This is a genomic window from Streptomyces sp. T39 (genome assembly GCF_008042045.1).
Taxonomy (GTDB): Bacteria; Actinomycetota; Actinomycetes; order Streptomycetales; family Streptomycetaceae; genus Streptomyces.
The window spans coordinates 2,907,540-2,930,728 of the sequence record NZ_RDBP01000012.1; the positions used below are offsets into that span (position 1 = coordinate 2,907,540).

At 72.0% G+C, this 23,189-nt stretch carries 21 protein-coding genes, 2 pseudogenes and 1 riboswitch; of the genes and pseudogenes, 13 read left to right on the forward strand and 10 right to left on the reverse strand.

Annotation, left to right across the window (positions count from 1 at the left end):
• The first annotated feature begins 27 nt into the window (after positions 1-27).
• Positions 28-585 (forward strand): TetR/AcrR family transcriptional regulator, encoded by a 558-nt coding sequence (locus tag EAO77_RS14260; protein ID WP_147989126.1) that lies wholly within the window; start codon positions 28-30, stop codon positions 583-585.
• A 235-nt stretch (positions 586-820) separates the two neighbouring features.
• On the opposite strand, the pseudogene EAO77_RS41325 reads toward EAO77_RS14260, so the two are convergent.
• Positions 821-1,408 (reverse strand): annotated as a pseudogene (locus EAO77_RS41325) (peptidoglycan DD-metalloendopeptidase family protein); the annotation flags it as partial.
• 140 nt (positions 1,409-1,548) lie between these two features.
• Here EAO77_RS41325 and rpsB point away from each other — a divergent pair.
• The 9 genes from rpsB to EAO77_RS14310 all read left to right on the forward strand — a co-directional run bounded on the left by rpsB (position 1,549) and on the right by EAO77_RS14310 (position 11,336).
• On the forward strand, positions 1,549-2,457 hold the full coding sequence (gene rpsB / locus EAO77_RS14270) for a 30S ribosomal protein S2 (protein ID WP_147988352.1): 909 nt from the start codon (positions 1,549-1,551) through the stop codon (positions 2,455-2,457).
• Positions 2,458-2,579: 122 nt separating this feature from the next.
• On the forward strand, positions 2,580-3,416 hold the full coding sequence (gene tsf / locus EAO77_RS14275; RefSeq protein ID WP_147988353.1) for a translation elongation factor Ts: 837 nt from the start codon (positions 2,580-2,582) through the stop codon (positions 3,414-3,416).
• Positions 3,417-3,574: 158 nt separating this feature from the next.
• Positions 3,575-4,339, forward strand: a complete 765-nt coding sequence (gene pyrH, locus EAO77_RS14280) for a UMP kinase (RefSeq protein ID WP_147988354.1) — start codon at positions 3,575-3,577, stop codon at positions 4,337-4,339.
• Between the two features lie 136 nt (positions 4,340-4,475).
• Positions 4,476-5,033, forward strand: a complete 558-nt coding sequence (frr, locus tag EAO77_RS14285; protein ID WP_147988355.1) for a ribosome recycling factor — start codon at positions 4,476-4,478, stop codon at positions 5,031-5,033.
• The gene (locus tag EAO77_RS14290) at positions 5,033-6,196 is read left to right on the forward strand and encodes a phosphatidate cytidylyltransferase (RefSeq protein ID WP_147988356.1); all 1,164 of its coding nucleotides are present in this window, start codon (positions 5,033-5,035) and stop codon (positions 6,194-6,196) included. The genes frr and EAO77_RS14290 overlap by 1 nt, the downstream gene beginning before the upstream one ends.
• A 79-nt stretch (positions 6,197-6,275) precedes the next feature.
• Complete coding sequence (gene rlmN, locus EAO77_RS14295; protein ID WP_147988357.1) at positions 6,276-7,382, forward strand: 23S rRNA (adenine(2503)-C(2))-methyltransferase RlmN; 1,107 nt, start codon at positions 6,276-6,278, stop codon at positions 7,380-7,382.
• Positions 7,383-7,458: 76 nt separating this feature from the next.
• Positions 7,459-7,564, forward strand: a riboswitch (TPP riboswitch).
• Complete coding sequence (locus EAO77_RS14300; RefSeq protein WP_147988358.1) at positions 7,559-8,653, forward strand: thiamine ABC transporter substrate binding subunit; 1,095 nt, start codon at positions 7,559-7,561, stop codon at positions 8,651-8,653. Its footprint overlaps the riboswitch before it by 6 nt.
• 38 nt (positions 8,654-8,691) lie before the next feature.
• Positions 8,692-10,308 (forward strand): ABC transporter permease, encoded by a 1,617-nt coding sequence (locus EAO77_RS14305; protein WP_147988359.1) that lies wholly within the window; start codon positions 8,692-8,694, stop codon positions 10,306-10,308.
• Complete coding sequence (locus EAO77_RS14310) at positions 10,308-11,336, forward strand: ABC transporter ATP-binding protein (RefSeq protein ID WP_147988360.1); 1,029 nt, start codon at positions 10,308-10,310, stop codon at positions 11,334-11,336. Before EAO77_RS14305 ends, EAO77_RS14310 begins: the two co-directional genes overlap by 1 nt.
• Before the next feature lie 30 nt (positions 11,337-11,366).
• On the opposite strand, the gene EAO77_RS14315 is transcribed toward EAO77_RS14310, so the two are convergent.
• From EAO77_RS14315 to EAO77_RS14330, 4 genes are all read right to left on the reverse strand, one after another.
• The gene (locus tag EAO77_RS14315; protein ID WP_147988361.1) at positions 11,367-12,515 is read right to left on the reverse strand and encodes a hypothetical protein; all 1,149 of its coding nucleotides are present in this window, start codon (positions 12,513-12,515) and stop codon (positions 11,367-11,369) included.
• On the reverse strand, positions 12,497-13,225 hold the full coding sequence (locus EAO77_RS14320; RefSeq protein ID WP_147988362.1) for an ABC transporter ATP-binding protein: 729 nt from the start codon (positions 13,223-13,225) through the stop codon (positions 12,497-12,499). The genes EAO77_RS14315 and EAO77_RS14320 overlap by 19 nt, the downstream gene beginning before the upstream one ends.
• 214 nt (positions 13,226-13,439) lie before the next feature.
• Positions 13,440-14,828: an aspartate aminotransferase family protein gene (locus EAO77_RS14325; protein ID WP_147988363.1), complete on the reverse strand. Its 1,389-nt coding sequence runs from the start codon at positions 14,826-14,828 to the stop codon at positions 13,440-13,442.
• Positions 14,813-15,310 carry an Lrp/AsnC family transcriptional regulator gene (locus EAO77_RS14330; protein WP_187283213.1) on the reverse strand — a complete coding sequence of 166 codons (498 nt, stop codon included), beginning with the start codon at positions 15,308-15,310 and terminating at the stop codon, positions 14,813-14,815. Before EAO77_RS14330 ends, EAO77_RS14325 begins: the two co-directional genes overlap by 16 nt.
• A gap of 181 nt (positions 15,311-15,491) precedes the next feature.
• Here EAO77_RS14330 and EAO77_RS14335 point away from each other — a divergent pair, with 181 nt between their 5' ends.
• The 3 genes and pseudogenes from EAO77_RS14335 to EAO77_RS14345 all read left to right on the forward strand — a co-directional run bounded on the left by EAO77_RS14335 (position 15,492) and on the right by EAO77_RS14345 (position 18,284).
• A complete protein-coding gene (locus EAO77_RS14335) occupies positions 15,492-16,931 on the forward strand; it encodes a gamma-aminobutyraldehyde dehydrogenase (RefSeq protein ID WP_147989127.1) in 1,440 nt (479 codons plus the stop codon).
• A 239-nt stretch (positions 16,932-17,170) separates the two neighbouring features.
• A pseudogene (locus tag EAO77_RS14340) lies at positions 17,171-17,696 on the forward strand (HXXEE domain-containing protein).
• A gap of 42 nt (positions 17,697-17,738) precedes the next feature.
• On the forward strand, positions 17,739-18,284 hold the full coding sequence (locus tag EAO77_RS14345) for a hypothetical protein (RefSeq protein WP_147988365.1): 546 nt from the start codon (positions 17,739-17,741) through the stop codon (positions 18,282-18,284).
• A 74-nt stretch (positions 18,285-18,358) separates the two neighbouring features.
• Here EAO77_RS14345 and EAO77_RS14350 read toward each other — a convergent pair whose 3' ends face one another.
• The 5 genes from EAO77_RS14350 to EAO77_RS14370 all read right to left on the reverse strand — a co-directional run bounded on the left by EAO77_RS14350 (position 18,359) and on the right by EAO77_RS14370 (position 23,184).
• Entirely contained in the window at positions 18,359-19,558 is a 1,200-nt protein-coding gene (locus tag EAO77_RS14350) for a serine hydrolase domain-containing protein (RefSeq protein ID WP_147988366.1), read from the reverse strand.
• 173 nt (positions 19,559-19,731) lie between these two features.
• A complete protein-coding gene (locus tag EAO77_RS14355) occupies positions 19,732-20,424 on the reverse strand; it encodes a response regulator transcription factor (RefSeq protein WP_147988367.1) in 693 nt (230 codons plus the stop codon).
• On the reverse strand, positions 20,421-21,611 hold the full coding sequence (locus tag EAO77_RS14360) for a sensor histidine kinase (RefSeq protein WP_261993897.1): 1,191 nt from the start codon (positions 21,609-21,611) through the stop codon (positions 20,421-20,423). Before EAO77_RS14360 ends, EAO77_RS14355 begins: the two co-directional genes overlap by 4 nt.
• A gap of 80 nt (positions 21,612-21,691) precedes the next feature.
• On the reverse strand, positions 21,692-22,468 hold the full coding sequence (locus EAO77_RS14365; RefSeq protein ID WP_261993898.1) for an SAM-dependent methyltransferase: 777 nt from the start codon (positions 22,466-22,468) through the stop codon (positions 21,692-21,694).
• Complete coding sequence (locus tag EAO77_RS14370; RefSeq protein ID WP_410088546.1) at positions 22,465-23,184, reverse strand: glycerophosphodiester phosphodiesterase; 720 nt, start codon at positions 23,182-23,184, stop codon at positions 22,465-22,467. The genes EAO77_RS14365 and EAO77_RS14370 overlap by 4 nt, the downstream gene beginning before the upstream one ends.
• Positions 23,185-23,189 lie beyond the last annotated feature (5 nt).

The window sequence follows — 23,189 nt, forward strand, 5'->3', positions numbered from 1 at the left end:
GGTGTGCCCAGGATTCGAGCGGCCTCCGTGGCCGAGCACCGGACGATGCAGCGAGGCGCCCTGCTGGACGCCGCGCGTTCACTCCTGTCCGAAGGCGGCACCGAGGCGCTGACCTTCCCCGCGCTCGCCGAGCGCACGGGTCTGGCCCGGTCGTCCGTCTACGAGTACTTCCGCTCCCGAGCGGCCGTCGTCGAGGAACTGTGCGCGGTCGACTTCCCCGTGTGGGCGGCCGAGATCGAGAGCGCCATGGACCTCGCCGCCACCCCGCAGGAGAAGGTCGAGGCGTACGTGCGCCGCCAACTGGAGCTCGTCGGCGACCGGCGGCACCGGGCCGTCGTCGCGATCTCCGCGAGCGAACTGGACTCCGGTGCGCGCGAGAAGATCCGCGCCGCGCACGGAGCCCTGATCGCGATGATCGTCGAGGCCCTGGCCGAACTGGGCCAGAGGGAGCCGCGCCTGTCCGCCATGCTGCTCCAGGGCATGGTCGACGCCGCGGTCCGCCGCATCGAACTGGGCGCGGCCGAGGACCCCTCCGCCATCGCCGACGCCACCGTCGCGATGGCGCTGCGCGGCGTGCGGGGCTGACCGCGCGGAGCGTGCGGTGCGCCGCCCCCGCGGTGAGCAGCAGAAGGCCGGCGTGCACCGCCTCCGCGGGCCCGGCCGGTGCTCCGGCGGTCTCCGTGCCCGGGAGCGGCACGGAGAACACCGGAAGCAGCCGCGAGGGCCCACCGCGCAGGAGCTCCGGAGGCAGCGGCGACAGCGGATCGAGGTAGTCGCTCCCGCGCAGCAGACCCCAGTGCAGGCACGCCCCGGGGCAGTGCCCGCTCCCGCCGCCCAGCGTGCCGACGATCTGCCCCGCCCTGACCTCGTCCCCCTCCGCGACCAGGGCCGTCACCGGCTCGTACGTGGTGCGCAGCGGCGGGTCGCCCGTGCCGGCGAGGACGATGCCGACGACACCGCGCCCCGCCACCGTGCCCGCGAACGACACCCGCCCCGCTGCCGCGGCGCGCACCGGGGCGCCGGCCGCACCGGCGAGATCGACGCCCCGGTGGCCCGCCCCGTACGGCGACGCCGGCGGATCCCAGCCCCTGACGACCACGGGCCGCGGCGCGCCGAGGGGCCAGCCGTACCCCCCGGCCGGCCCGTCGGCCCGGGCCGGGGTGACGCACAGGGCGACCAGCAGCAGGGCGGCCGTCGCCGACCACCGGACGGCCCGGGTGCAGGCGCCGGCGGACGCGGGGCGCGGGGCGGCGGGCGTGCGGCCACGCCGCACGGAGGGTGCGCGGTTCATGGCCCAACCGTCCCCCGGCCGGTCCGCCGCGAGTGGATCATGGTCCGGATCTGTGGACAACCGGCCCGTTGTGGACAGCGGCGTCACCCGGGGCTCCCGGGGTCCCGTACACTTCATCTGGCGATCCGGGTCACCGGGTCGACTTCGCACGCCCCGCCACCGGACCTTCTGCGGTCGGTGGCCGCGCTCCTCGGTCCTTCTGTGGCACGGCGCGTCGGGGCGTCAGGACACAACCGAGAACCCAAGGAGATACGGCCATGGCCGTCGTCACGATGCGGGAGCTGCTGGAGAGCGGCGTCCACTTCGGTCACCAGACCCGTCGCTGGAACCCGAAGATGAAGCGCTTCATCTTCACCGAGCGCAACGGCATCTACATCATCGACCTGCTCCAGTCGCTGTCGTACATCGACCGCGCCTACGAGTTCGTCAAGGAGACCGTCGCGCACGGCGGCTCCATCATGTTCGTCGGTACGAAGAAGCAGGCCCAGGAGGCCATCGCCGAGCAGGCGACGCGCGTCGGCATGCCCTACGTCAACCAGCGCTGGCTGGGCGGCATGCTCACCAACTTCTCGACCGTCTACAAGCGTCTGCAGCGCCTCAAGGAGCTCGAGCAGATCGACTTCGAGGACGTGGCCGCCTCCGGCCTCACCAAGAAGGAGCTCCTGGTCCTCTCCCGCGAGAAGGCCAAGCTCGAGAAGACCCTCGGCGGCATCCGCGAGATGCAGAAGGTGCCGAGCGCCGTCTGGATCGTCGACACCAAGAAGGAGCACATCGCCGTCGGTGAGGCGCGCAAGCTCCACATCCCGGTCGTCGCGATCCTCGACACCAACTGCGACCCCGACGAGGTCGACTACAAGATCCCGGGCAACGACGACGCGATCCGCTCCGTCACCCTGCTCACCCGCGTGATCGCCGACGCCGTCGCCGAGGGCCTCATCGCCCGCTCCGGCGTGGCCACCGGCGACTCGAAGCCGGGCGAGAAGGCCGCGGGCGAGCCGCTGGCCGAGTGGGAGCGTGACCTGCTCGAGGGTGAGAAGAAGGCCGACGACGCCGCGGAGAAGCCGGCCGACGCCCCGGCCGCCGAGGCGCCGGCTGCCGACGAGGCCCCCGCCGCCGAGGCGCCGGTCGCCGACGAGGCCCCGGCTGCCGAGGCCGAGCAGGCCTGAGCCACGGCCTGACCTGCACAGGTTCGGTTGACGACGGCGGGGGCCCGGTGGCCCCCGCCGTCCACCCGTAGATCTTCCCGATCTTCGTAGATCTTTCAGACTTCGAGAGAGAACCCAGACTCATGGCGAACTACACCGCCGCTGACGTCAAGAAGCTCCGCGAGCTCACCGGCGCCGGCATGATGGACTGCAAGAAGGCGCTGGACGAGGCCGACGGCAACGTCGACAAGGCCGTCGAGGCCCTGCGCATCAAGGGGCAGAAGGGCGTCGCCAAGCGCGAGGGCCGCTCCGCCGAGAACGGCGCCGTCGTCTCCCTCATCGCCGGCGACAACTCCTCCGGTGTCATCCTCGAGCTGAAGTGCGAGACGGACTTCGTCGCCAAGGGCGACAAGTTCCAGGCCGTCGCCAACGCGCTCGCCGAGCACGTCGCCAAGACGGGCCCCGCCGACATCGAGGCGCTGCTCGCCTCCGAGATCGAGGCCGGCAAGACCGTCCAGGCGTACGTGGACGAGGCCAACGCCAACCTCGGCGAGAAGATCGTCCTGGACCGCTTCGCGCAGTTCGCCGACGGTTACGTCACCGCGTACATGCACCGCACCATGCCCGACCTGCCCCCGCAGATCGGTGTCCTCGTCGAGCTCGACAAGGAGAACGCCGAGATCGCCAAGGGCGTCGCGCAGCACATCGCCGCCTTCGCGCCGAAGTACCTCTCCCGCGAGGACGTCCCGGCCGAGGTCGTCGAGACCGAGCGCCGTGTCGCCGAGGAGACCACCCGCGCCGAGGGCAAGCCCGAGGCCGCCCTCCCCAAGATCGTCGAGGGTCGGGTCAACGGCTTCTTCAAGGAGGCCACCCTTCTCGGCCAGCCGTACGCGCTGGACAACAAGAAGACGGTCCAGCAGATCCTGGACGAGGCCGGAGTCGCCCTCAAGCGCTTCAGCCGCATCAAGGTCGGCATCTGAGTCCGTACGCCACGGACACCGGACCCCGGTAGGGTCTGAAGCAGTCGTCCGCGTCCGCGCCGGACGACCGCAGATCTGACGAGGAGGCCATTGCCGTACGGGAAACCGCAAGGACCCCAGGGCAATGGCCTTCTTCGTATGTGCACGAGGAGATCTCCATGAATCAGGACGCCGCAAAGGGCGACGACAACCACGGCAAGAAAGCCGGCCGCTTCATGCTGAAGCTGTCCGGTGAGGCGTTCGCCGGCGGCGGGGGCCTGGGGGTGGACCCCGACGTCGTACACGCCATCGCCCGAGAGATCGCGGCGGTCGTACGCGACGGCGCAGAGATCGCGGTCGTGATCGGCGGCGGAAACTTCTTCCGCGGCGCCGAGCTCCAGCAGCGGGGCATGGACCGGGCGCGCTCCGACTACATGGGCATGCTCGGCACCGTCATGAACTGCCTCGCCCTCCAGGACTTCCTGGAGAAGGAGGGCATCGACTCCCGCGTCCAGACCGCCATCACCATGGGACAGGTCGCCGAGCCGTACATCCCGCTGCGCGCCGTGCGCCACCTGGAGAAGGGCCGCGTCGTCATCTTCGGCGCGGGCATGGGCATGCCCTACTTCTCCACCGACACCACCGCCGCGCAGCGTGCGCTGGAGATCGATGCCGAGGCCCTGCTCATGGGCAAGAACGGCGTCGACGGGGTCTACGACTCCGACCCCAAGGCCAACCCCGACGCGGTGAAGTACGACGCGCTCGAGTACGGCGAGGTGATCGCCCGGAACCTCAAGGTGGCGGACGCCACCGCGATCACGCTCTGCCGCGACAACGCCCTGCCGATCCTCGTCTTCGAGCTTCTCGCCGAGGGCAACATCGCCCGGGCCGTCAACGGTGAGAAGATCGGCACCCTCGTGAGCGCCCGGGGCACCCGGGCCTGACCGGGGCGCCCCCGGGGCCGCACCCCGGGGGATGGACAAAGTCCTGCCGGTCGGACACCGTGCAGGGAACACGCGACGCAGGTTCCGCCGGCCCAGTCCGATGCCGGGCCCAACTCAAGACACGCAGGAGCAAGTGGTGATCGAAGAGACCCTCCTCGAGGCCGAGGAGAAGATGGAGAAGGCCGTCCTGGTCGCCAAGGATGACTTCGCCGCGATCCGCACCGGACGTGCGCACCCGGCGATGTTCAACAAGATCGTGGCGGACTACTACGGTGCCCTGACCCCGATCAACCAGCTGGCCTCGTTCTCGGTGCCGGAGCCCCGGATGGCCGTCGTCACGCCGTTCGACAAGACCGCTCTGCGCAACATCGAGCAGGCGATCCGCGACTCCGACCTCGGTGTCAACCCGAGCAACGACGGCAACATCATCCGCGTGGTCTTCCCCGAGCTCACGCAGGACCGCCGCAAGGAGTTCATCAAGGTCGCCAAGACCAAGGGCGAGGACGCCAAGATCTCCATCCGCGCCGTTCGCCGCAAGGCCAAGGAGACCATCGACAAGCTGATCAAGGACGGCGAGGTCGGCGAGGACGAGGGCCGCCGCGCGGAGAAGGAGCTCGACGACACCACCGCGAAGTACGTCGCGCAGGTGGACGAGCTGCTCAAGCACAAGGAAGCCGAGCTGCTCGAGGTCTGATGAACGACTCTTCCTGGGGGGCCTCGCCCGGCGCGGGATACGCCGGTGCATGGCCACCGCCCGACCAGGGGCCCCTCCCGGCGGGTCCTGCCCACGATGGGCACGGGGCACAGCAGACTCGGCCCATGCCCATCGTGCCGGACTTTCCCGACGCAGGTAGAGACGCCCAGTCCGCAAAAGGCCCCGCCGGCCGCGAGGTCCCCGAGGGGGGTGCCGCACGGCTCGGCGGCCCCCTGTTCCGCGACGAGAATCCGCAGGAGCCCATGCCCACCCCGCCGTCTGCCCCCGCGCCGCAGCCGACGCATGCCGCGCCGCAGCCGACGCCCTCCTCGCAGCCGCCCCAGAAGAAGCGCGCCGGCCGCGATCTCCGGGCGGCCATAGGGGTCGGTGTCGGTCTCGGGGCGGTGATCGTCGTGTCGCTGTTCTTCGTGAAGGCCGTGTTCGTCGGCGTCATAGCGGTCGCCGTCGTCGTCGGTCTGTGGGAACTGACCTCCCGGCTCCAGGAGCGCAAGCAGATCAAGGCGCCCCTGGTGCCGCTCGCCGTCGGCGGTGCGGCCATGGTCGTCGCCGGCTACCTGCGCGGCGCCGAGGGCGCCTGGGTGGCGATGGCGCTGACCGCACTGGCCGTGCTGGTGTGGCGGATGACCGAGCCGCCCGAGGGCTATCTGAAGGACGTCACGGCCGGCGTCTTCGCCGCCTTCTACGTGCCGTTCCTCGCGACCTTCGTGTCGATGATGCTCAGCGCGGACGACGGTCCGGAGCGCGTGCTCACCTTCCTGGTGCTCACGGTCGTCAGCGACACGGGCGCGTACGCCGTGGGGTGGCGCTTCGGCAAGCACAAGCTGGCGCCGCGCATCAGCCCCGGCAAGACCCGTGAGGGGCTGCTCGGCGCGGTCGGGTTCGCCATGGCGGCGGGCGCGCTGTGCATGGAGTTCCTGGTCGACGGCGGCACCTGGTGGCAGGGGCTGCTGCTGGGCCTGGCGGTCGCGGCCAGCGCCACGCTCGGCGACCTCGGCGAGTCGATGATCAAGCGGGACCTGGGGATCAAGGACATGGGCACCCTGCTCCCCGGGCACGGCGGCATCATGGACCGCCTGGACTCTCTGCTGCCGACCGCCCCGGTGGTGTGGCTGCTGCTGGTGCTCTTCGTCGGCACCGGCTGACCTGCGGTTCTTCCGGTGAGGGCTCGTCGTCCACAGGGCGGCGGGCCCTCACTCGTATCTCTGCGACACTGGTAGCACCATGCCCAAGCCCGGAGAACTCACTTTCGTCGCGCCCCGCGGAGCCAAGAAGCCCCCGCGGCACCTCGCCGACCTCACGCCCGCCGAGCGCAAGGAGGCCGTCGCCGCCATCGGCGAGAAGCCGTTCCGCGCCAAGCAGCTGTCCCAGCACTACTTCGCGCGCTACGCGCACGACCCCGCGCAGTGGACGGACATCCCCGCCGCCGCGCGCGAGAAGCTCGCCGGGGAGCTGCTGCCCGACCTGATGTCGGTCGTGCGGCACATCTCGTGCGACGACGACACCACCCGCAAGACACTGTGGCGGCTGCACGACGGCACGCTCGTCGAGTCCGTGCTGATGCGCTACCCGGACCGGGTCACCATGTGCATCTCCTCCCAGGCGGGCTGCGGGATGAACTGCCCGTTCTGCGCGACCGGACAGGCCGGGCTCGACCGGAATCTCTCGACCGCGGAGATCGTGCACCAGATCGTCGACGGCATGCGCGCCCTGCGCGACGGCGAGGTCCCCGGCGGTCCCGCCCGCCTGTCGAACATCGTCTTCATGGGCATGGGCGAGCCGCTGGCCAACTACAAGCGGGTCGTCGGCGCGATCCGCCGGCTCACCGACCCGGAGCCCGACGGGCTGGGCCTGTCCCAGCGCGGCATCACCGTCTCCACGGTCGGCCTGGTGCCCGCGATGCTCCGCTTCGCCGACGAGGGCTTCAAGTGCCGCCTCGCCGTCTCGCTGCACGCGCCGGACGACGAGCTGCGCGACACCCTGGTGCCGGTCAACACCCGCTGGAAGGTGCGCGAGGTCCTCGACGCGGCCTGGGAGTACGCGGAGAAGTCCGGCCGCCGGATCTCCATCGAGTACGCCCTGATCCGTGACATCAACGACCAGGCGTGGCGCGGCGACCTGCTCGGACGGCTGCTCAAGGGCAAGCGCGTCCACGTGAATCTGATCCCTCTCAACCCGACCCCCGGCTCCAAGTGGACGGCGTCGCGGCCCGAGGACGAGAAGGCGTTCGTCGAGGCCATCGCCGCCCATGGCGTGCCGGTCACCGTCCGCGACACCCGCGGCCAGGAGATCGACGGGGCCTGCGGGCAGCTGGCCGCGCAGGAACGGTGACCGGAAGGCCGCCGGGCCCGGCTGGTACTGTGCCCGTGCATTCGCACAGATGACCGTGCGCAGGAAGAACAACGAAACATTCCGACAGGGGAGCGCACCACAGCGCTGAGAGTGCGGCACGGCCGCAGACCCTCGGACCTGATCCGGGTCATACCGGCGTAGGGAGTCAGCACCACATGAACAGCCAGCTTCGCCGTGCCGTCGCCGCGGCCGCCGCCTCCGCCCTCGGCGTCACCGCTCTCGCCGCGTGCGGCGGCGGATCCGACGGCCAGGAGGGCGGCGGTACGGCCTCCAAGACGGTCACCCTCGTCAGCCACGATTCGTTCGCGGTGTCCGACACCGTGCTCAAGGCGTTCACCGAGCAGACCGGGTACACGGTCAAGGTGCTCAAGAGCGGGGACGCCGGCACGGCGCTCAACAAGGAGATCCTGACCAAGGGGTCCCCGCAGGGCGACGTCTTCTTCGGCGTCGACAACACCCTGCTCTCCCGCGCCCTGGACAACGACCTCTTCACGCCGTACGAGGCCAAGGGCCTCGACCGGGTCGCCGACGCCGTGCAGCTGGACGCCGGGAAGCACCGCGTCACGCCCGTCGACACCGGCGACATCTGCGTGAACTACGACAAGAAGTACTTCGCGGACAAGAAGCTCGCCCCGCCGAAGACCTTCGCCGACCTCGCCAAGCCCGAGTACAAGAACCTCCTCGTCGTGGAGAACGCCGCCACCTCCTCGCCCGGTCTGGGCTTCCTGCTCGGCACCGTCGGCGAGTTCGGCGAGTCCGGCTGGCAGGACTACTGGAAGAAGCTCGACGCCAACGGCGTCAAGGTCGTCGACGGCTGGGAGCAGGCGTACAACGAGGAGTTCTCCGGTTCGGCGGGCGGAAAGAAGGCGGGCGCGGACCGTCCGCTCGTCGTCTCCTACGCCTCCAGCCCGCCCGTCGAGATCCTCTACGCCGAGCCGCAGCCCGCCGAGGCGCCCACCGGCGTCGCGACCGGCACCTGCTTCCGCCAGATCGAGTTCGCCGGACTGCTCCAGGGCGCGAAGAACGAGGCGGGCGGCAAGGCGCTGCTCGACTTCCTGATCGGTGACGCCTTCCAGGAGGACATGCCGCTGAACATGTTCGTCAACCCGGTGGTCGAGGGCGCGTCGCTGCCCGAGCTGTTCACGAAGCACGGCGCGGTCGTCGACGAGCCCGCGACGGTCGATCCCGCGACGATCGCCGGCAACCGTGAGCAGTGGGTCCGCTCGTGGTCCTCGCTCGTCCTGAAGTAAGGGCGTCCCGGCGCGGCAACGCGGCGCGGCTCGCCCTGATGGCCGGGCCCGTCGCGTTCTTCGCCGTCTTCTTCGCCTACCCCGTCGCCGCCATCGTGGGCCGTGGTCTGCACGACGGAGGGGCGTGGCAGTTCGGGCGCGTCGCGGAGGTGGCCGGCCGGCCGGAGATCCTGCGGGTGCTCTGGTTCACCACCTGGCAGGCGCTCGCCTCCACCGCGCTCACGCTGCTGATCGCCCTCCCGGGGGCGTACGTCCTCGCCAGGTTCGACTTCCCCGGCAAACGGCTGCTGCGCGCGGTGGTCACGGTGCCGTTCGTGCTGCCGACCGTGGTCGTCGGCACCGCGTTCCTCGCGCTGATCGGGCGCGGCGGTCTGCTCGACGAGGTGTGGGGCGTCCGGCTCGACACCACCGTCTGGGCCATCCTGCTGGCCCATGTGTTCTTCAACTACGCCGTGGTCGTCCGCACCGTCGGCGGGCTGTGGTCCCAGCTCGACCCCCGCCAGGAGGAAGCCGCGCGCGTCCTCGGCGCGGGCAGGTTCACCGCGTGGCGGCGGGTGACCCTGCCCGCGCTGATGCCCTCGCTCGCGGCGGCCGCGCTGATGGTCTTCCTCTTCACCTTCACCTCGTTCGGCGTGGTGCAGATCCTCGGCGGCCCCACGTTCTCCACGCTGGAGGTGGAGATCTACCGGCAGACCGCCGACCTGCTCGATCTGCCCACGGCCGCCGTGCTGACCCTGATGCAGTTCGCCGCCGTCGGAGCGATCCTCGCCGTGCACGCCAGGACGGTACGCCGCAGGGAGAGCACCCTGCGGCTCGTCGACCCCTCCGCCACGGCGCGAAGGCCGCGCGGCGCCGCGCAGTGGGCGCTCCTCGGGGGCGTGGTCGCGGTGGTGCTGGTGCTGCTGGTCGCCCCACTCGCGGTGCTCGTCGAACGGTCCTTCGACACCCCGGGTGGCTACGGCTTCGACTACTACCGGGCCCTCACCGTCGTCGATTCCCGGGGCGGCACGTTCCTCGTCCCGCCCGTCGAGGCGGTCCTCAACTCCCTGCAGTACGCGGCCGCCGCGACCGCCGTCTCGGTCGTCGTCGGCGGTCTGGCCGCCGCGGCGCTGACCCGGCGGGCCGGCAGGCTGGTGCGCGGTTTCGACGCGCTGCTGATGCTGCCCCTCGGCGTCTCGGCCGTCACGGTCGGCTTCGGCTTCCTCATCGCGCTCGACGAGCCGCCGCTGGACCTGCGCACGTCCTGGATCCTGGTGCCGCTCGCCCAGGCGCTCGTCGGAGTGCCGTTCGTCGTCCGCACGATGCTGCCGGTCCTGCGCGCCGTGGACAGCCGGCTGCGCGAGGCGGCGTCCGTGCTCGGCGCGTCGCCGCTGCGCGCCTGGCGAGAGGTCGATCTGCCGCTGGTGCGCAGGGCGCTGCTGGTCGCGGCGGGCTTCGCCTTCGCCGTCTCCCTGGGCGAGTTCGGCGCCACCGTCTTCATCGCCCGGCCCGACAACCCGACGCTGCCCGTCGCGGTGGCCCGGCTGCTCGGACGGCCGGGAGAGCTCAACTACGGCCAGGCGATGGCCCTGTCCACCGTGCTGATGGCGGTCTGCGCGGCGGCGCTGCTCGCCCTCGAACGCATCCGTCCCGACAAGACCTCCGGGGAGTTCTGATGGCGCTGCTGCAACTGGAGGGCGTCACCGTACGGTTCGGGGACCGTCCCGCGCTCGACCGGGTGGACCTCGGGGTCGCGGAGCACGAGATCGTCTGCGTCCTCGGGCCGAGCGGGAGCGGAAAGTCCACCCTGCTGCGGGTGGTCGCCGGGCTCCGGGCCGCCGACGCGGGGCGCGTCCTGCTCGACGGGTCGGACCAGACCAGGGTGCCGGTGCACCGGCGCGGAGTGGGCCTGATGTTCCAGGACCACCAGCTCTTCCCGCAGCACGACGTGGCGGGGAACGTCGCGTTCGGGCTGCGCATGCACGGCGCGGCGGCGGCCGAACGCGTGCGCCGCACCGGGGAACTGCTGGACCTCGTCGGTCTGCCGGGCGCGGAGCGGCGGTCCGTGGCCTCCCTGTCCGGCGGTGAGCAGCAGCGGGTGGCCCTGGCCAGGGCACTCGCTCCGGAGCCCCGGCTGCTGATGCTCGACGAGCCGCTGGGCCAGCTCGACCGGGGGCTGCGCGAGCGCCTCGTCGTCGAACTGCGCGGCCTGTTCGGCCGGCTGGGCACCACCGTGCTCGCGGTGACGCACGACCAGGGCGAGGCGTTCGCCCTCGCCGACCGCGTGGTCGTCATGCGGGACGGCCGCATCGCCCAGGCGGGGACGCCGCTGGAGGTGTGGCAGCGGCCGGCGTCCGAGTTCGTCGCACGCTTCCTGGGCTTCGACAACGTCGTGCCCGCCACCGTCAGCGGGACCGCGGCCGCCACCGCCTGGGGCAAGGTTCCCGTCCCCGACGGCGCGCCGCAGGGGGAACGCACCCTGCTCGTCCGGCCGTCGGGCGTGCGGCTCACCGCGGCCGGCGAGGGCCTCGCCGCGGTCGTGGAGTCGATGACCTTCCGCGGCAGCCGGGTCGCCGTACGTCTGCGGCCCGCGGACGGGCCCGTGCTGGAGGCCGAATGCCCGCTGCGGGACGCTCCCGCAGAGGGCGCCGGCGTCGGGGTGGCCTTCGACCCCGAGGACGTCGTCGTGCTGGACCGCTCCTGACCCGCCCGCGGAGGGCAGGCCCCGCGCCGCTCAGCCCTTGAGCGGTGCGGCGGCGAGCGAGGCGACCAGCCAGGTGAGCGGTGCGAACACCACCAGCAGCGCCACCACCCGCAGTGCGGCCACCCGGCGCAGTGCCGTGGGCTGGGCGCCGATCCGCAGCAGGGCGTCGGTGACGCCGGCCCGGGACCGCCTCGCTTCCACGACCGCCGTCAGCAGCACGGCCGTCGTGCAGGTCACGACGAGCACCGCCCCGAGGACGGTCAGCGGCCCCCACGGGCGCGGAACGCCCCCGTAGACGGCGAAGGCCGCCACCGCCCCCGAGCCGACGGCGCACACCACGCCGAGCGGGCGGCCGACGCGGCGGGCCTCCTGCATCAGGATCCGGCCCGCGAGCAGCCGGGTCGCGCCCGGACGGAACGCCTGGAGCAGCCGGCCGCACAGGTGGGTCAGCGCCGGGCCCGCAAGCCAGAGTCCCGTCGCCGTCAGGGTCCATCCGACCAGCACGCCGGCCGGGTGACCCGCGCCCTGACCGGGCAGCGGAAGCGCGGTTCCGGACGCCCGGCCGCTCGCGTACGTCTCGACGGCGAGCCCTGCCGCCACGAGCGCGACGCCCCAGGGCAGCCCGGAGGGAGTGGACGCGGGCGCGTCGGCGTCGCCGTCGCTCTCCCCGGGCCCCGGACGCAGGGCCACCGCCGCGGCGGCGGTCGCCGTCAGGGGGACCAGCGCCAGCAGAGTCAGCGCCGCGCCCAGCGGAAGCGATTCCTCTGCCGCCAGCAGGTCGGCGGCGGCGCCGTCGAACGGCAGTCCGCTGATGTCCCCCCGCAGGTGCAGGAAGAACAGCAGCGCCACCGCGCTGCCCAGCGTCGCGGCGACGGCAGTCGTCACCGCGGCCGTCACACCGAGCCGGGCGGGGCCGAGGCCGACGGCGGACAGGCCCTGCTGCGGTCGGGTGCCCGGATCGGTGCGCGCGACGGACACCGCGAAGTACACCGTCGCGGCCAGCGGGACCAGGCACCACAGCAGACGCAGGGTGGCGGCACGGGAGTCGGCCGGATGGGACAGCGCGTACGTCAGCGCGCACAGCAGCAGGAAGCCGACCCCCGCCGACGCCGCGGCCACCATCAGGCGGCGCAGCTGTACGAGGGGGTGCGCGCCACGGGCTAGACGGAGAGCGAGCACGCGGCCCGGCCTTCCGTGTCGGTGACCGTCGCCGTGCCGGTGCGGCGGCCGTCGCCGACGGTGATCACGCGGTCGGCGACCGACGCCGTGTCCGGGTCGTGGGTGGCCAGGACCATGGTGATGCGGTGCGAGCGCACCGCGGCGGTGACCGTGCGCAGGACGTGCGCCGCGTCGGTGCTGTGCAGCGCCGCGGTCGGCTCGTCCGCGAAGAGCACGGACGGCGTGGTGACCAGGGCGCGGGCAACGGCCACGCGCTGCTGTTCGGCGCGGAGCAGGGCGTAGGGACGCTTCTGGGCGGCCGCGCCGATGTCCAGGCGCTCCATCCACTCCAGGGCCGTGGTCTTCGCCGCCCGGCGGGGCACGCCGCTCAGCAGCAGCGGGAGGGCGGCGTTCTCCCAGGCCTTCAGCTCGGGGACGAGCACCGGCTCGGGGTCGATCCAGCCGAACCGGTCGCGCCGCATCCGCTCGCGCATCAGCGGGGGCATCGTGTGCACCGGCGAGCTGTTGAACCAGACCTCGCCCTGCTGCGGGACGAGCTGGCCGGAGAGGCAGCGCAGCAGGGTGGTCTTGCCGCTGCCGCGCGCACCGCACACGGCGAGGATCTCGCCCTCCCGCACTCCGAGCGAGACGCCGACGAGCGCCGGCGAGCCGCGATGGGCGTGGTGCAGGGAACGAGCCCAGATCACATCGTTGTCCGGCGGGGCCACCATGCGTACTCCTCGGTTCTGATCAGATTTCCGGACCCCCGTACGGGGGAACGAAGACAGGGCCGATCGGTCACTGGGCACGCTAGGGAGTCAGCGGCGAGGTCCGGGGAAGCACGCGGCCCGGGTGCCGTCCATCTCACTCGGATGGATGCACCCGGGCCGTGTGCCGGGACGTGCGGGGGGACCGGGCCGGGGAGGTGGCCGGGTCCGGGTGCCGCTACAGCTTCGTCCAGGCCTCCGTCAGGACCGAGCGCAGGATCTGCTCGATCTCGTCGAAGGTCCGCTGGTCGGAGATGAGCGGCGGGGCCAGCTGGACGACCGGGTCGCCGCGGTCGTCGGCGCGGCAGTACAGGCCGGCGTCGAAGAGGGCCTTGGAGAGGAAGCCGTACAGGACGCGCTCGGTCTCCTCGTCGTTGAAGGACTCCTTGGTGTGCTTGTCCTTGACGAGCTCGATGCCGTAGAAGTAGCCGTTGCCCCGGACGTCGCCGACGATCGGCAGGTCGTGGAGCTTCTCCAGCGTGGCGCGGAAGGCGTCCTCGTTGTCGAGGACGTGCTGGTTCAGCTTCTCCTTCTCGAACAGGTCGAGGTTGGCGAGGCCGACCGCGGCGGACACCGGGTGGCCGCCGAACGTGTATCCGTGCAGGAAGGTGTTGTCGCCCTGGTAGAACGGCTCCGCCAGGCGGTCGGAGACGATGCAGGCGCCGATCGGGGAGTAGCCCGACGTCATGCCCTTGGCGCAGGTGATCATGTCCGGCACGTAGCCGAACTTGTCGCAGGCGAACATCGTGCCCAGGCGGCCGAAGGCGCAGATGACCTCGTCGGAGACGAGCAGCACGTCGTACTTGTCGCAGATCTCGCGGACCCGCTGGAAGTAGCCGGGCGGGGGCGGGAAGCAGCCGCCCGCGTTCTGCACGGGCTCCAGGAAGACGGCGGCGACGGTGTCGGGGCCCTCGAACAGGATCTCCTGCTCGATCTGGTCGGCGGCCCAGCGGCCGAAGGCCTCCGGGTCGTCGCCGTGGATCGGCGCCCGGTAGATGTTGGTGTTCGGCACCTTGTGCGCACCGGGGACCAGCGGCTCGAAGGGCGCCTTCAGACCCGGCAGACCGGTGATGGAGAGGGCCCCCTGCGGGGTGCCGTGGTAGGCCACCGCACGCGAGATGACCTTGTACTTGGTGGGCTTGCCCGTCAGCTTGAAGTACTGCTTGGCGAGCTTCCAGGCCGTCTCCACCGCCTCGCCGCCGCCGGTGGTGAAGAAGACCTTGTTGAGGTCGCCCGGGGCGTGGTGGGCGATGCGCTCCGCCAGCTCGACCGCCTTGGGGTGCGCGTAGGACCAGACCGGGAAGAAGGCCAGCTCCTGCGCCTGCTTGTAGGCGGCCTCGGCGAGCTCGTGCCGGCCGTGACCCGCCTGCACCACGAAGAGGCCGGCCAGGCCGTCCAGGTAGCGCTTGCCCTTGTCGTCGTAGATGTAGGTGCCCTCACCACGCACGATGGTGGGCACGGGGGCGTTCTCGTACGACGACATGCGGGTGAAGTGCATCCACAGGTGGTCGTAGGCGGACTTGGAGAGGTCGCTGCGGTCCTGGCTCACGGCTATCGGGTTCCCCACATATAGGTCTGCTTCTTGAGCTTGAGGTAGACGAAGCTCTCGGTGGAGCGCACGCCGGGGAGCGCGCGGATCCGCTTGTTGATCACTTCGAGCAGGTGGTCGTCGTCCTCGCAGACGATCTCCACCATCAGATCGAACGAGCCCGCGGTCATCACCACGTACTCGCATTCGGCCATGGCCGTGAGGGCGTCCGCAACCGGATCGAGGTCGCCCTCGACCCTGATGCCGACCATCGCCTGGCGCCGCAGACCCACGGTGAGGGGATCGGTCACGGCGACGATCTGCATCACGCCCTGGTCGAGGAGCTTCTGGACACGCTGCCGGACGGCCGCTTCGGAAAGGCCCACTGCCTTGCCTATCGCGGCGTACGGACGGCGACCGTCCTCCTGGAGCTGCTCGATGATCGCGAGGGAGACCGCGTCGATCGTCGGCGACGATCCGCCGCCGCTCCCGTTCCTGATGTCTGCGCTACGGCTGGCCACGACCTCACTCTGCACCGGGACTCGTCGGTCTGGCAAGTCATGAGCGATGAAATTCGTCGTTCAGGGTGCCTGTTCATACTGAATCCGAAGTTGGCAAGGGGCGGGCCTGTTGAAAACGTCGGAGAACGGATTAGGGTGGAGTGTCTCACCCATCGGACATCTCACAGGAGGGGTGGCAACAGTGACCACCGAGCTGCGTCGTCTGCGCAACTACATCAACGGGGAGTTCAAGGACGCCGCCGACGGCCGGACCATCGACGTCGTCAACCCCGCCACCGGCGAGGTGTACGCGACCTCGCCGCTGTCCGGCCAGGCCGACGTCGACGCGGCCATGGATGCTGCGGCGGCCGCTTTCCCCGCCTGGCGGGACACCACGCCCGCCGAGCGCCAGAAGGTGCTGCTGAAGATCGCCGACGCCTTCGAGGAGCGTGCCGAGGAACTGATCGCGGCCGAGTCGGAGAACACGGGCAAGCCCCTGGAGCTGACCCGCACCGAGGAGATCCCTCCGATGGTGGACCAGATCCGGTTCTTCGCGGGTGCCGCGCGGATGCTGGAGGGCCGCTCCGCAGGCGAGTACATGGAGGGCCTGACCTCGATCGTCCGCCGTGAGCCGGTCGGCGTCTGCGCGCAGGTCGCGCCGTGGAACTACCCGATGATGATGGCGGTGTGGAAGTTCGCGCCGGCGCTGGCCGCGGGCAACACCGTGGTGCTGAAGCCGTCCGACACCACCCCGGCGTCCACGGTGCTGATCGCGGAGATCATCGGCGCGATCGCGCCCAAGGGCGTCTTCAACGTCGTCTGCGGCGACCGGACCACCGGCAGCCTGATGGTCGAGCACCCGACGCCCGCCATGGCCTCCATCACCGGCTCGGTGCGCGCCGGAATCCAGGTCGCCGCCTCCGCGGCCAAGGACGTCAAGCGCGTCCACCTGGAACTGGGCGGCAAGGCGCCGGTCGTCGTCTTCGAGGACACCGACATCCCCAAGGCCGTCGAGGACATCTCGGTGGCGGGCTTCTTCAACGCCGGCCAGGACTGTACGGCCGCGACCCGGGTCCTGGTGCACGAGTCCATCCACGACGAGTTCGTCTCGGCGCTCGCCAAGGCGGCGTCCGAGACGAAGACCGGCGCGCCCGACGACGAGGACGTGCTCTACGGTCCGCTGAACAACGCCCGTCAGCTGGAGCAGGTCAGCGGCTTCATCGACCGGCTCCCGGCGCACGCGAAGGTCGAGGCCGGCGGTCAGCGCGTCGGCGACAAGGGCTTCTTCTACGCCGCCACCGTCGTCTCCGGCCTGAAGCAGGACGACGAGATCATCCAGAACGAGGTCTTCGGCCCGGTGATCACGGTGCAGTCCTTCGCCGACGAGGCGCAGGCGCTGGAGTGGGCGAACGGCGTCGAGTACGCGCTCGCCTCCTCGGTGTGGACGAAGGACCACGCCCGTGCGATGCGCATGTCCAAGGCCCTGGACTTCGGCTGCGTCTGGATCAACACGCACATCCCGCTGGTGGCCGAGATGCCGCACGGCGGCTTCAAGAAGTCCGGCTACGGCAAGGATCTGTCCGCCTACGGCTTCGACGACTACACCCGGATCAAGCACGTCATGACGTCGCTCGACGGCTGACGCAGCCGGCCGGGAGCTCCGGCCGGGAGTTCCGGCCGGAGCGGGCGCGGTCTCCGGGGTGCGCCTCGCGCATGAGGCGGCAGTCCGTGGCAGGCGGGGCAGGGGAGGGCTCCCTGCCCCGCCTGTCGTGTGCCCGGCGCCTGGTGCGCCCCGGGAAGGCGGCCTGCTCCACGCGCCCGGGCCGGCACCGCCGGCCGAGGGCCTGCGCCGCCGCGCCCCGGCGCAGCAGAGGGGGCAGCATGGACGATCAGCGAGTCAACCGCGCGGTGACCTATGGGCTGTTGGCCGCATGGATGCTGCACGATGCCGAGGAACTGGCCACCGGCCCCCGGTGGATCCGGGAGAACGTGCCGGTGCTCCGCGAGCGGTTCCCCGAGGTGCCGGCGCGGGTGTGGCGCGGGTGATGGGCGCGGTCGACCAGCGGGAGTTCGCCGCGGCGGTGGGTGTGATGGCGGCCGTCGTCGGCTCCGCCGCCGTCGCCGGGAGCCGCAGTGGTGGCCGGTCCGCCTTCTTCCAGGGCGCGCTGGACGGCTTCGGGCTGCACGGACTGGTCCACCTCGCCCAGGCCGCGGTGAAGCGCGGCTGCACCCCCGGCTCGGTGACCTCCCCTCTGTGGTCGTGCTCTTCGCGCTGTGGGCCCGTGGCCGGCTGCGCAGGGCCGGTGTGCCGCGGCCGCACGGGCGGCGGCACGCGGTGGTGGGATTGGCCGTCGCCGGTGCGGCGACCGTGGTGGCGCATGCCGTCGCCCGGCGGATGACGCGGTGAACTCACTTTTGAACATGTTCATAACTGGCGTAGGCTCAGGGCATGAGCGAGCGGCAAGCCCTCGTGCGGGGGATACGTGTCTGGCTGGTCTTCTTCGTCGTCTGTCTGGTGCTCAGCGGCGCCACGGCCTTTCCGCTGGTCACCGAGATGCGCTGGGTGGAGGGGCTGTTGAGCTCGTCCCTGTCGCCCGTGCCCGAGCACCTGCCGGGACTCATGGACTGGGTCGGGAAGGTCCGCGAAGGTCTCGACGCGACCGACGAGCGGTATCCCTTCGTCCTCTACGGAACCGACTGGCTCGCCTTCGCCCACCTGGTGATCGCCGTCGCCTTCTACGGCCCCTACCGTGACCCCGTCCGCAACATCTGGGTGATCGAGTTCGGGATGATCGCGTGCGCGGGCGTCATTCCGCTCGCCCTGATCTGCGGGCCCCTGCGCGGCATCCCCTTCTGGTGGTCGGTCATCGACATGTCCTTCGGGGTCTTCGGGGTGATCCCGCTCCAGATCGTCCGGCGCAGGATCAAGCGCCTGGAGGCGCTGGGCGAGGCGGCCCGAGAGCCCCGGCCCGAAGCCGTCGCCGCCGGGGCCTGAACCGCGAGGACCCGGACCGTGCGAGCCCGAGGGGAAGGGCTCCGTGAGCGGGGCCCCGAGCCCCGCCGTCGGCGTCACTCCTCGTCCGGCATGCCGAAGGCGGCGGTGATCACCCCCATCACCACGGCATTGGGGTCCTGGCCCTTGGCGTCCGTGGAGTTGACGCTGTAGACCAGCGTGCTCCGCAGATCCCGGGTGCCGCCCATACCGGCGTTGTACCCCCAGCGGCCGCCCGTCTTGCCCCAGACGTCACGTCCGCCGAGGCGCCAATGGGTCAGCCCCACGCTGTAACTCGCCCTGCCCGCGGCGAGCCGCGGGAGGGTGAACATCTCCTCCAGCAGCGGGCCGCGCACCACGCGGCCGCTGAACAGCGCACGGGTGAAGCGCTCCAGATCGGCAGTCGTCGAGATGAGGTCGCCCGCGGCCCAGGCGTCCGTCACGCCCCAGACGCTCACGTCCCGCAGCTCGGTGGAGCCGTCCGGGCGGTCGAATATCTGGTAACCCCGGTTGTGCGGGCCCTGGATGCGCGGGCTGCGGCCCGGGAGATAGGTGTCCCGCAGCCCGAGGGGGCGCAGGATCCGCTCGGTGACCCGCTCCTCGTACGTACCGCCCGTGACCCGTTCGATCAGCAGACCCGCGACCGTGTAGCCGATGTTGAGGTAGTGCTGCTGGGATCCGGGGGTGAACTCGGGCTCCTTGGACGTCGCCGAGCGGACCATGGCGCGGGGGTCGTGCAGCGCGAAGCGGTTCCGGTACCGCTCCTCGAGGGTGGAGTCGGGGAAGTCGGGGGCCGGTATCCCGCTGGTGTGGTTGAGCAACTGGCGCACCGTGACGCCCCCGTAGGCCGCCGGGATCAGCTCCGGCAGGTACGCGCGGACGGGACGGTCCAGGTCGACGGCGCCCTCGTCCGCGAGCTGGAGCACGGCGGCCGCGGTGAAGACCTTGGTCACCGACCCGGCCCGGAAGCGGCCGCCCGGATCCGCCGGCCGGCCCGACCGCAGGTCATGGACCCCGCCGCTGCCGTGCCATCGGCTGTCGCCGCCGACGCGGACGAGCGCCGCCGTGGCACCGGAGGCCGCCGGATCGCGCACGGAGTCGACCGCGGCGCGCAGGGCATCGGTGTCCGGAGCGGTCCGGACGGACTCCTGAGCGGCCTGTCCCGAGGCCCTGACCGCGCCGGCGGACGCGGGGGAGTGGGCGGCGGCGGGGAGGGCGGACGCCCCCGTGGCGAGACCGAGGGCCAGCGCGACGGCGACAGCGGTGCGTACCTTCATGACGAGCGCTCCAGGAGTGTGCGGCACCACGGGACCCGAGTCCGGGGCCGGTGCCGTGCGGTGTCGTTCCAACACCTTCATCCTGCTGATCCGCGGCCTGTCGCGGATCGCCGGAGCGAGTGGTCTTCACCCCGTCAGTTCCTCGCCCGCGCGGGGGAGTCGGGGCGATCGCCTCACCCGAGCGGGGGAGCGGGCACGGTCACCAGGCCGGTCTCGTAGGCGCAGATGACCGCTTGGATGCGGTCCCGCAGGCCGAGCTTCGCCAGCACGTTCCCGACATGCGTCTTCACCGTGTGCTCGCTGACCGTCATCCGGGACGCGATCTCCGCGTTGGACAGCCCCCGCCCCAGCATCAGCAGCGTCTCCCGCTCCCGCGCCGTGAGGACGTCCAGCCGCGAGGCCCCGCCGCCACCCGCGCCCGCGCCGCCCGGGCCTGCGGCCGGTCCCTGCCGGGTGTACTGCTCCACGAGACGTCTGGCCACCGACGGCGCCAGCAGCGAGTCGCCCCGCGCCACCACGCGCACCGCGTGCGCCAGATCGTCCCGGCGCACGTCCTTCAGCAGGAAGCCGCTCGCCCCGGCGCGCAGCGCCTCGTACACGTACTCGTCGATGTCGAACGTCGTCAGCATCACCACCCGGCAGCCGCCCGCCGCCGTGATCTCGCGGCACGCCCCGATGCCGTCCATGACCGGCATCCGGATGTCGAGCAGCGCCACGTCCGGGGCGTGGCGGCGCACCGCCGCGACCGCCTCGGCACCGTCACCCGCCTCGGCCACCACCTCGATGTCGGGCTGGGCGTCGAGGATCATCGCGAAGCCGCTGCGGACCAGTTCCTGGTCGTCGGCCACCACCACACGCAGGGTCAACTCCCCACCTCCGCGCCGGAGCCTACGGGGTCCCTGGGCAGCACCACACGCACCTCGAAGCCCCGCCCGCCCGGCCCGGGCCCCGCACTCGCGGTGCCCCCGTGGGCCGCGGCCCGCTCGCGGATGCCCGCGAGCCCGTGCCCCGCCGCCGTCCTGCCCGCCGGGGCCGCGGCCGACGGCCCCGGCACCGGCGGGCAGGCTCCGTCACCGGCCGGTCCGCGGCCGTCGTCCGTGACGGTGATCTCCAGCGCGTCCGCCGTGTTGACGAGCCGGACGGCGACCCGGCGCGCGCCGGCGTGCCTGACCACATTGGTCAGCGCCTCCTGCACCACCCGGTACGCCGTCGCCCCCGCCGCTCCTGGCAGCCGGTGGGCACCGCCCACCACGTCGTAGGAGACGTCGAGCCCGCCGGACCGCACCCGCTCCACCAGCACGGGGAGCTGGGAGACGTCCGGCTGGGGCCGGTGCGGAGCCGGGTCCTCGAAGCCGTCCCTGAGCACGCCGAGCATGCCGCGCAGCTGCGCCATGGCGTCCCGGCCCGTCTCCGAGATGGCGTCGAACGCGGCCTCGGCGCGCTCCGGGGCCGTGCGCACCGCGACCGGCCCCGCCTCCGCCTGGACCACCATCAGGCTCACCGCGTGCGACAGCACATCGTGCATCTCGCGCGCGATACGGGCCCGTTCACGGGCCGCCGCCTGCTCCGCCTCGATCCGGTTGGCCCGCTCCAGCTCGGCGGCCCGGTCCTCGACGGCGGCGACGTACGCCTGCCGGACGTCCGTGAGGCGACCGAAGACGTACGCGGTGCCCAGCACGAAGAGCGAGAACGTCAGCTCGCGCAGGGAGCGGCTGTTGAGCCACACCGACACCCCGGTGATCAGCGGCAGCAGCGCGAGCACGCCGAGGCGCCGGCGCGGCGGGCACAGGGCCGCGATCGAGTGGACGACGACCAGCCCCGTGTACGGCAGCGGCTGCCCCGGCCCGTCCACCGCGACCTGGTACAGGGCGCTGGTGGCGAGCACCGCCGCCAGCACGGTGACCGGGAACCGCCGGCGCCACAGCAGCGGCAGCACCGTCAGCGTGGTCAGCCCGTACGCCGCCCAGGTCGCGGGCGGATGGTCGGCCGGCCGGGGCACCACGAACGGCATGGTCACCGCCGCCTGCACGATCAGCGCCACACCGATGTCCACGCTCCACGGGTGCGCCGCGCCGAGCCCCCGCGCCCGGGCCCGGAGACCTCGTACCCGGTCCGTGCCGGCCCGTCCGCCCACTAGGGCTTGCGGGCCACGGCGCCGAACTGCGCCACCTCGGGCTCCGCGCCGCCGGCACGCCACCGGGCGCACGAGACGATGCCGGGCTCCAGGATCTCCAGCCCCTCCAGGAACGAGGCGAACTCCTCGCGCGAGCGGGCGGTGATCGGCGGCTTGGCGTTCTCGTTCCAGAAGGCCATCGCCTCGGCGTTGCCCTCGCCGCCCAGCTCCAGCGTCGGGTGGGTCAGCACCAGATGGCTGCCCGGCGGGACCGCGTCCATCAGCGTCCGCACGATCGTCCGCGCCTGACCGGTGTCGAGGACGAAGTTGAGGATGCCGAGCATCATCACGGCGACCGGCCGGGACGGGTCGAGGGTTCCCGCCATCGCCGCCACGATCTCCTCGGGCCGGTGCGCGTCGGCGTCGACGTACTCCGTCGTGCCCTCGGGGGATCCGGTCAGCAGCGCCCGGGCGTGCGCGAGGACGACCGGATCGTTGTCCACGTACACCACGCGAGCGTCGGGTGTGATGCTCTGCGCGACCTCGTGGGTGTTGTCGGCGGTCGGCAGGCCGGTGCCGACGTCCAGGAACTGCCGGATCCCCGCCTCGCCCGCCAGGTACGTGACCGTCCTGCGCAGGAAGGCCCGGTCCGCGCGGGCGACTTCGCCGATGCTGGGGTAGAGACCGGTGACGTGGTCGCCGACCGCGCGGTCCACCGGGTAGTTGTCCTTGCCGCCCAGCCAGTAGTTCCAGACACGGGCGTTGTGCGCCACGTCGGTGCGAAGTCGTGCGGTCACGTGCCAAGTCCCTTCCCCGGCCGGTGGCGGCCCAGCACCCTGCCGAGCACCTCCACACGGTTGGTGGTGATCGAGTCCACACCGCAGGCGATGAGCCGGCGCATCGTGCGCCGGGTGTCCGCGGTCCATGCGGAGACCAGCATGCCCTGCGCGTGCGCCCGTTCGGTGGTCTCCGGGGAGACCAGTGCGAAGCGGTAGTTCAGCCAGCGCGGGCGCAGCGCGTCCAGCAGCACCGGGCGGGGCGGGGCGAGCGTCGTCCACGTCAGCGCGATCTCGGCAGCCGGGTCGGCCTCGCGGACGGCGAGCATGGTGCCGGCCCCCGCGCAGTAGTAGACGCGCTCGCCCGCACCGCACTCGCGGACGGTGTCCACCACCCTGCGCACCGAGCGGGGCGTCGCGCCCGGCAGGTCGAGCATCACGCGGCGCGTGCCCGCCTCCGCCAGCGCCTGCCGCAGGGTGGGCACGCCGCCCCCGGTGGCGGACTCGATCTCGGCGAGGGTCAGACGGCCGGGCGGCCGGTCGAGCCCCCACATCCGTTTCAGCGAGTCGTCGTGCAGCAGCACCGGCACGCCGTCGCGGGTGAGGCGCACGTCGATCTCGACGCTGTCGGCGCCGCGTTCGTACGCCGAGCGGATCGACGGGAGGGTGTTCTCCCGGATCCGGTACGGGTCGCCGCGGTGGCCGACGACGGTCACCTGCCGCGTCACGTCCTCCACGCCGT

Bases quoted from the DNA above. Each gene is read 5' to 3' on its own strand.
- rpsB (WP_147988352.1), top strand. From the start codon at position 1,549: ATGGCCGTCGTCACGATGCGGGAGCTGCTGGAGAGCGGCGTCCACTTC.
- tsf (WP_147988353.1), top strand. From the start codon at position 2,580: ATGGCGAACTACACCGCCGCTGACGTCAAGAAGCTCCGCGAGCTCACC.
- pyrH (WP_147988354.1), top strand. From the start codon at position 3,575: ATGAATCAGGACGCCGCAAAGGGCGACGACAACCACGGCAAGAAAGCC.
- EAO77_RS14290 (WP_147988356.1), top strand. From the start codon at position 5,033: ATGAACGACTCTTCCTGGGGGGCCTCGCCCGGCGCGGGATACGCCGGT.
- rlmN (WP_147988357.1), top strand. From the start codon at position 6,276: ATGCCCAAGCCCGGAGAACTCACTTTCGTCGCGCCCCGCGGAGCCAAG.
- EAO77_RS14300 (WP_147988358.1), top strand. From the start codon at position 7,559: ATGAACAGCCAGCTTCGCCGTGCCGTCGCCGCGGCCGCCGCCTCCGCC.
- EAO77_RS14305 (WP_147988359.1), top strand. From the start codon at position 8,692: ATGGCCGGGCCCGTCGCGTTCTTCGCCGTCTTCTTCGCCTACCCCGTC.
- EAO77_RS14310 (WP_147988360.1), top strand. From the start codon at position 10,308: ATGGCGCTGCTGCAACTGGAGGGCGTCACCGTACGGTTCGGGGACCGT.
- EAO77_RS14320 (WP_147988362.1), bottom strand. From the start codon at position 13,225: ATGGTGGCCCCGCCGGACAACGATGTGATCTGGGCTCGTTCCCTGCAC.
- EAO77_RS14345 (WP_147988365.1), top strand. From the start codon at position 17,739: ATGAGCGAGCGGCAAGCCCTCGTGCGGGGGATACGTGTCTGGCTGGTC.
- EAO77_RS14350 (WP_147988366.1), bottom strand. From the start codon at position 19,558: ATGAAGGTACGCACCGCTGTCGCCGTCGCGCTGGCCCTCGGTCTCGCC.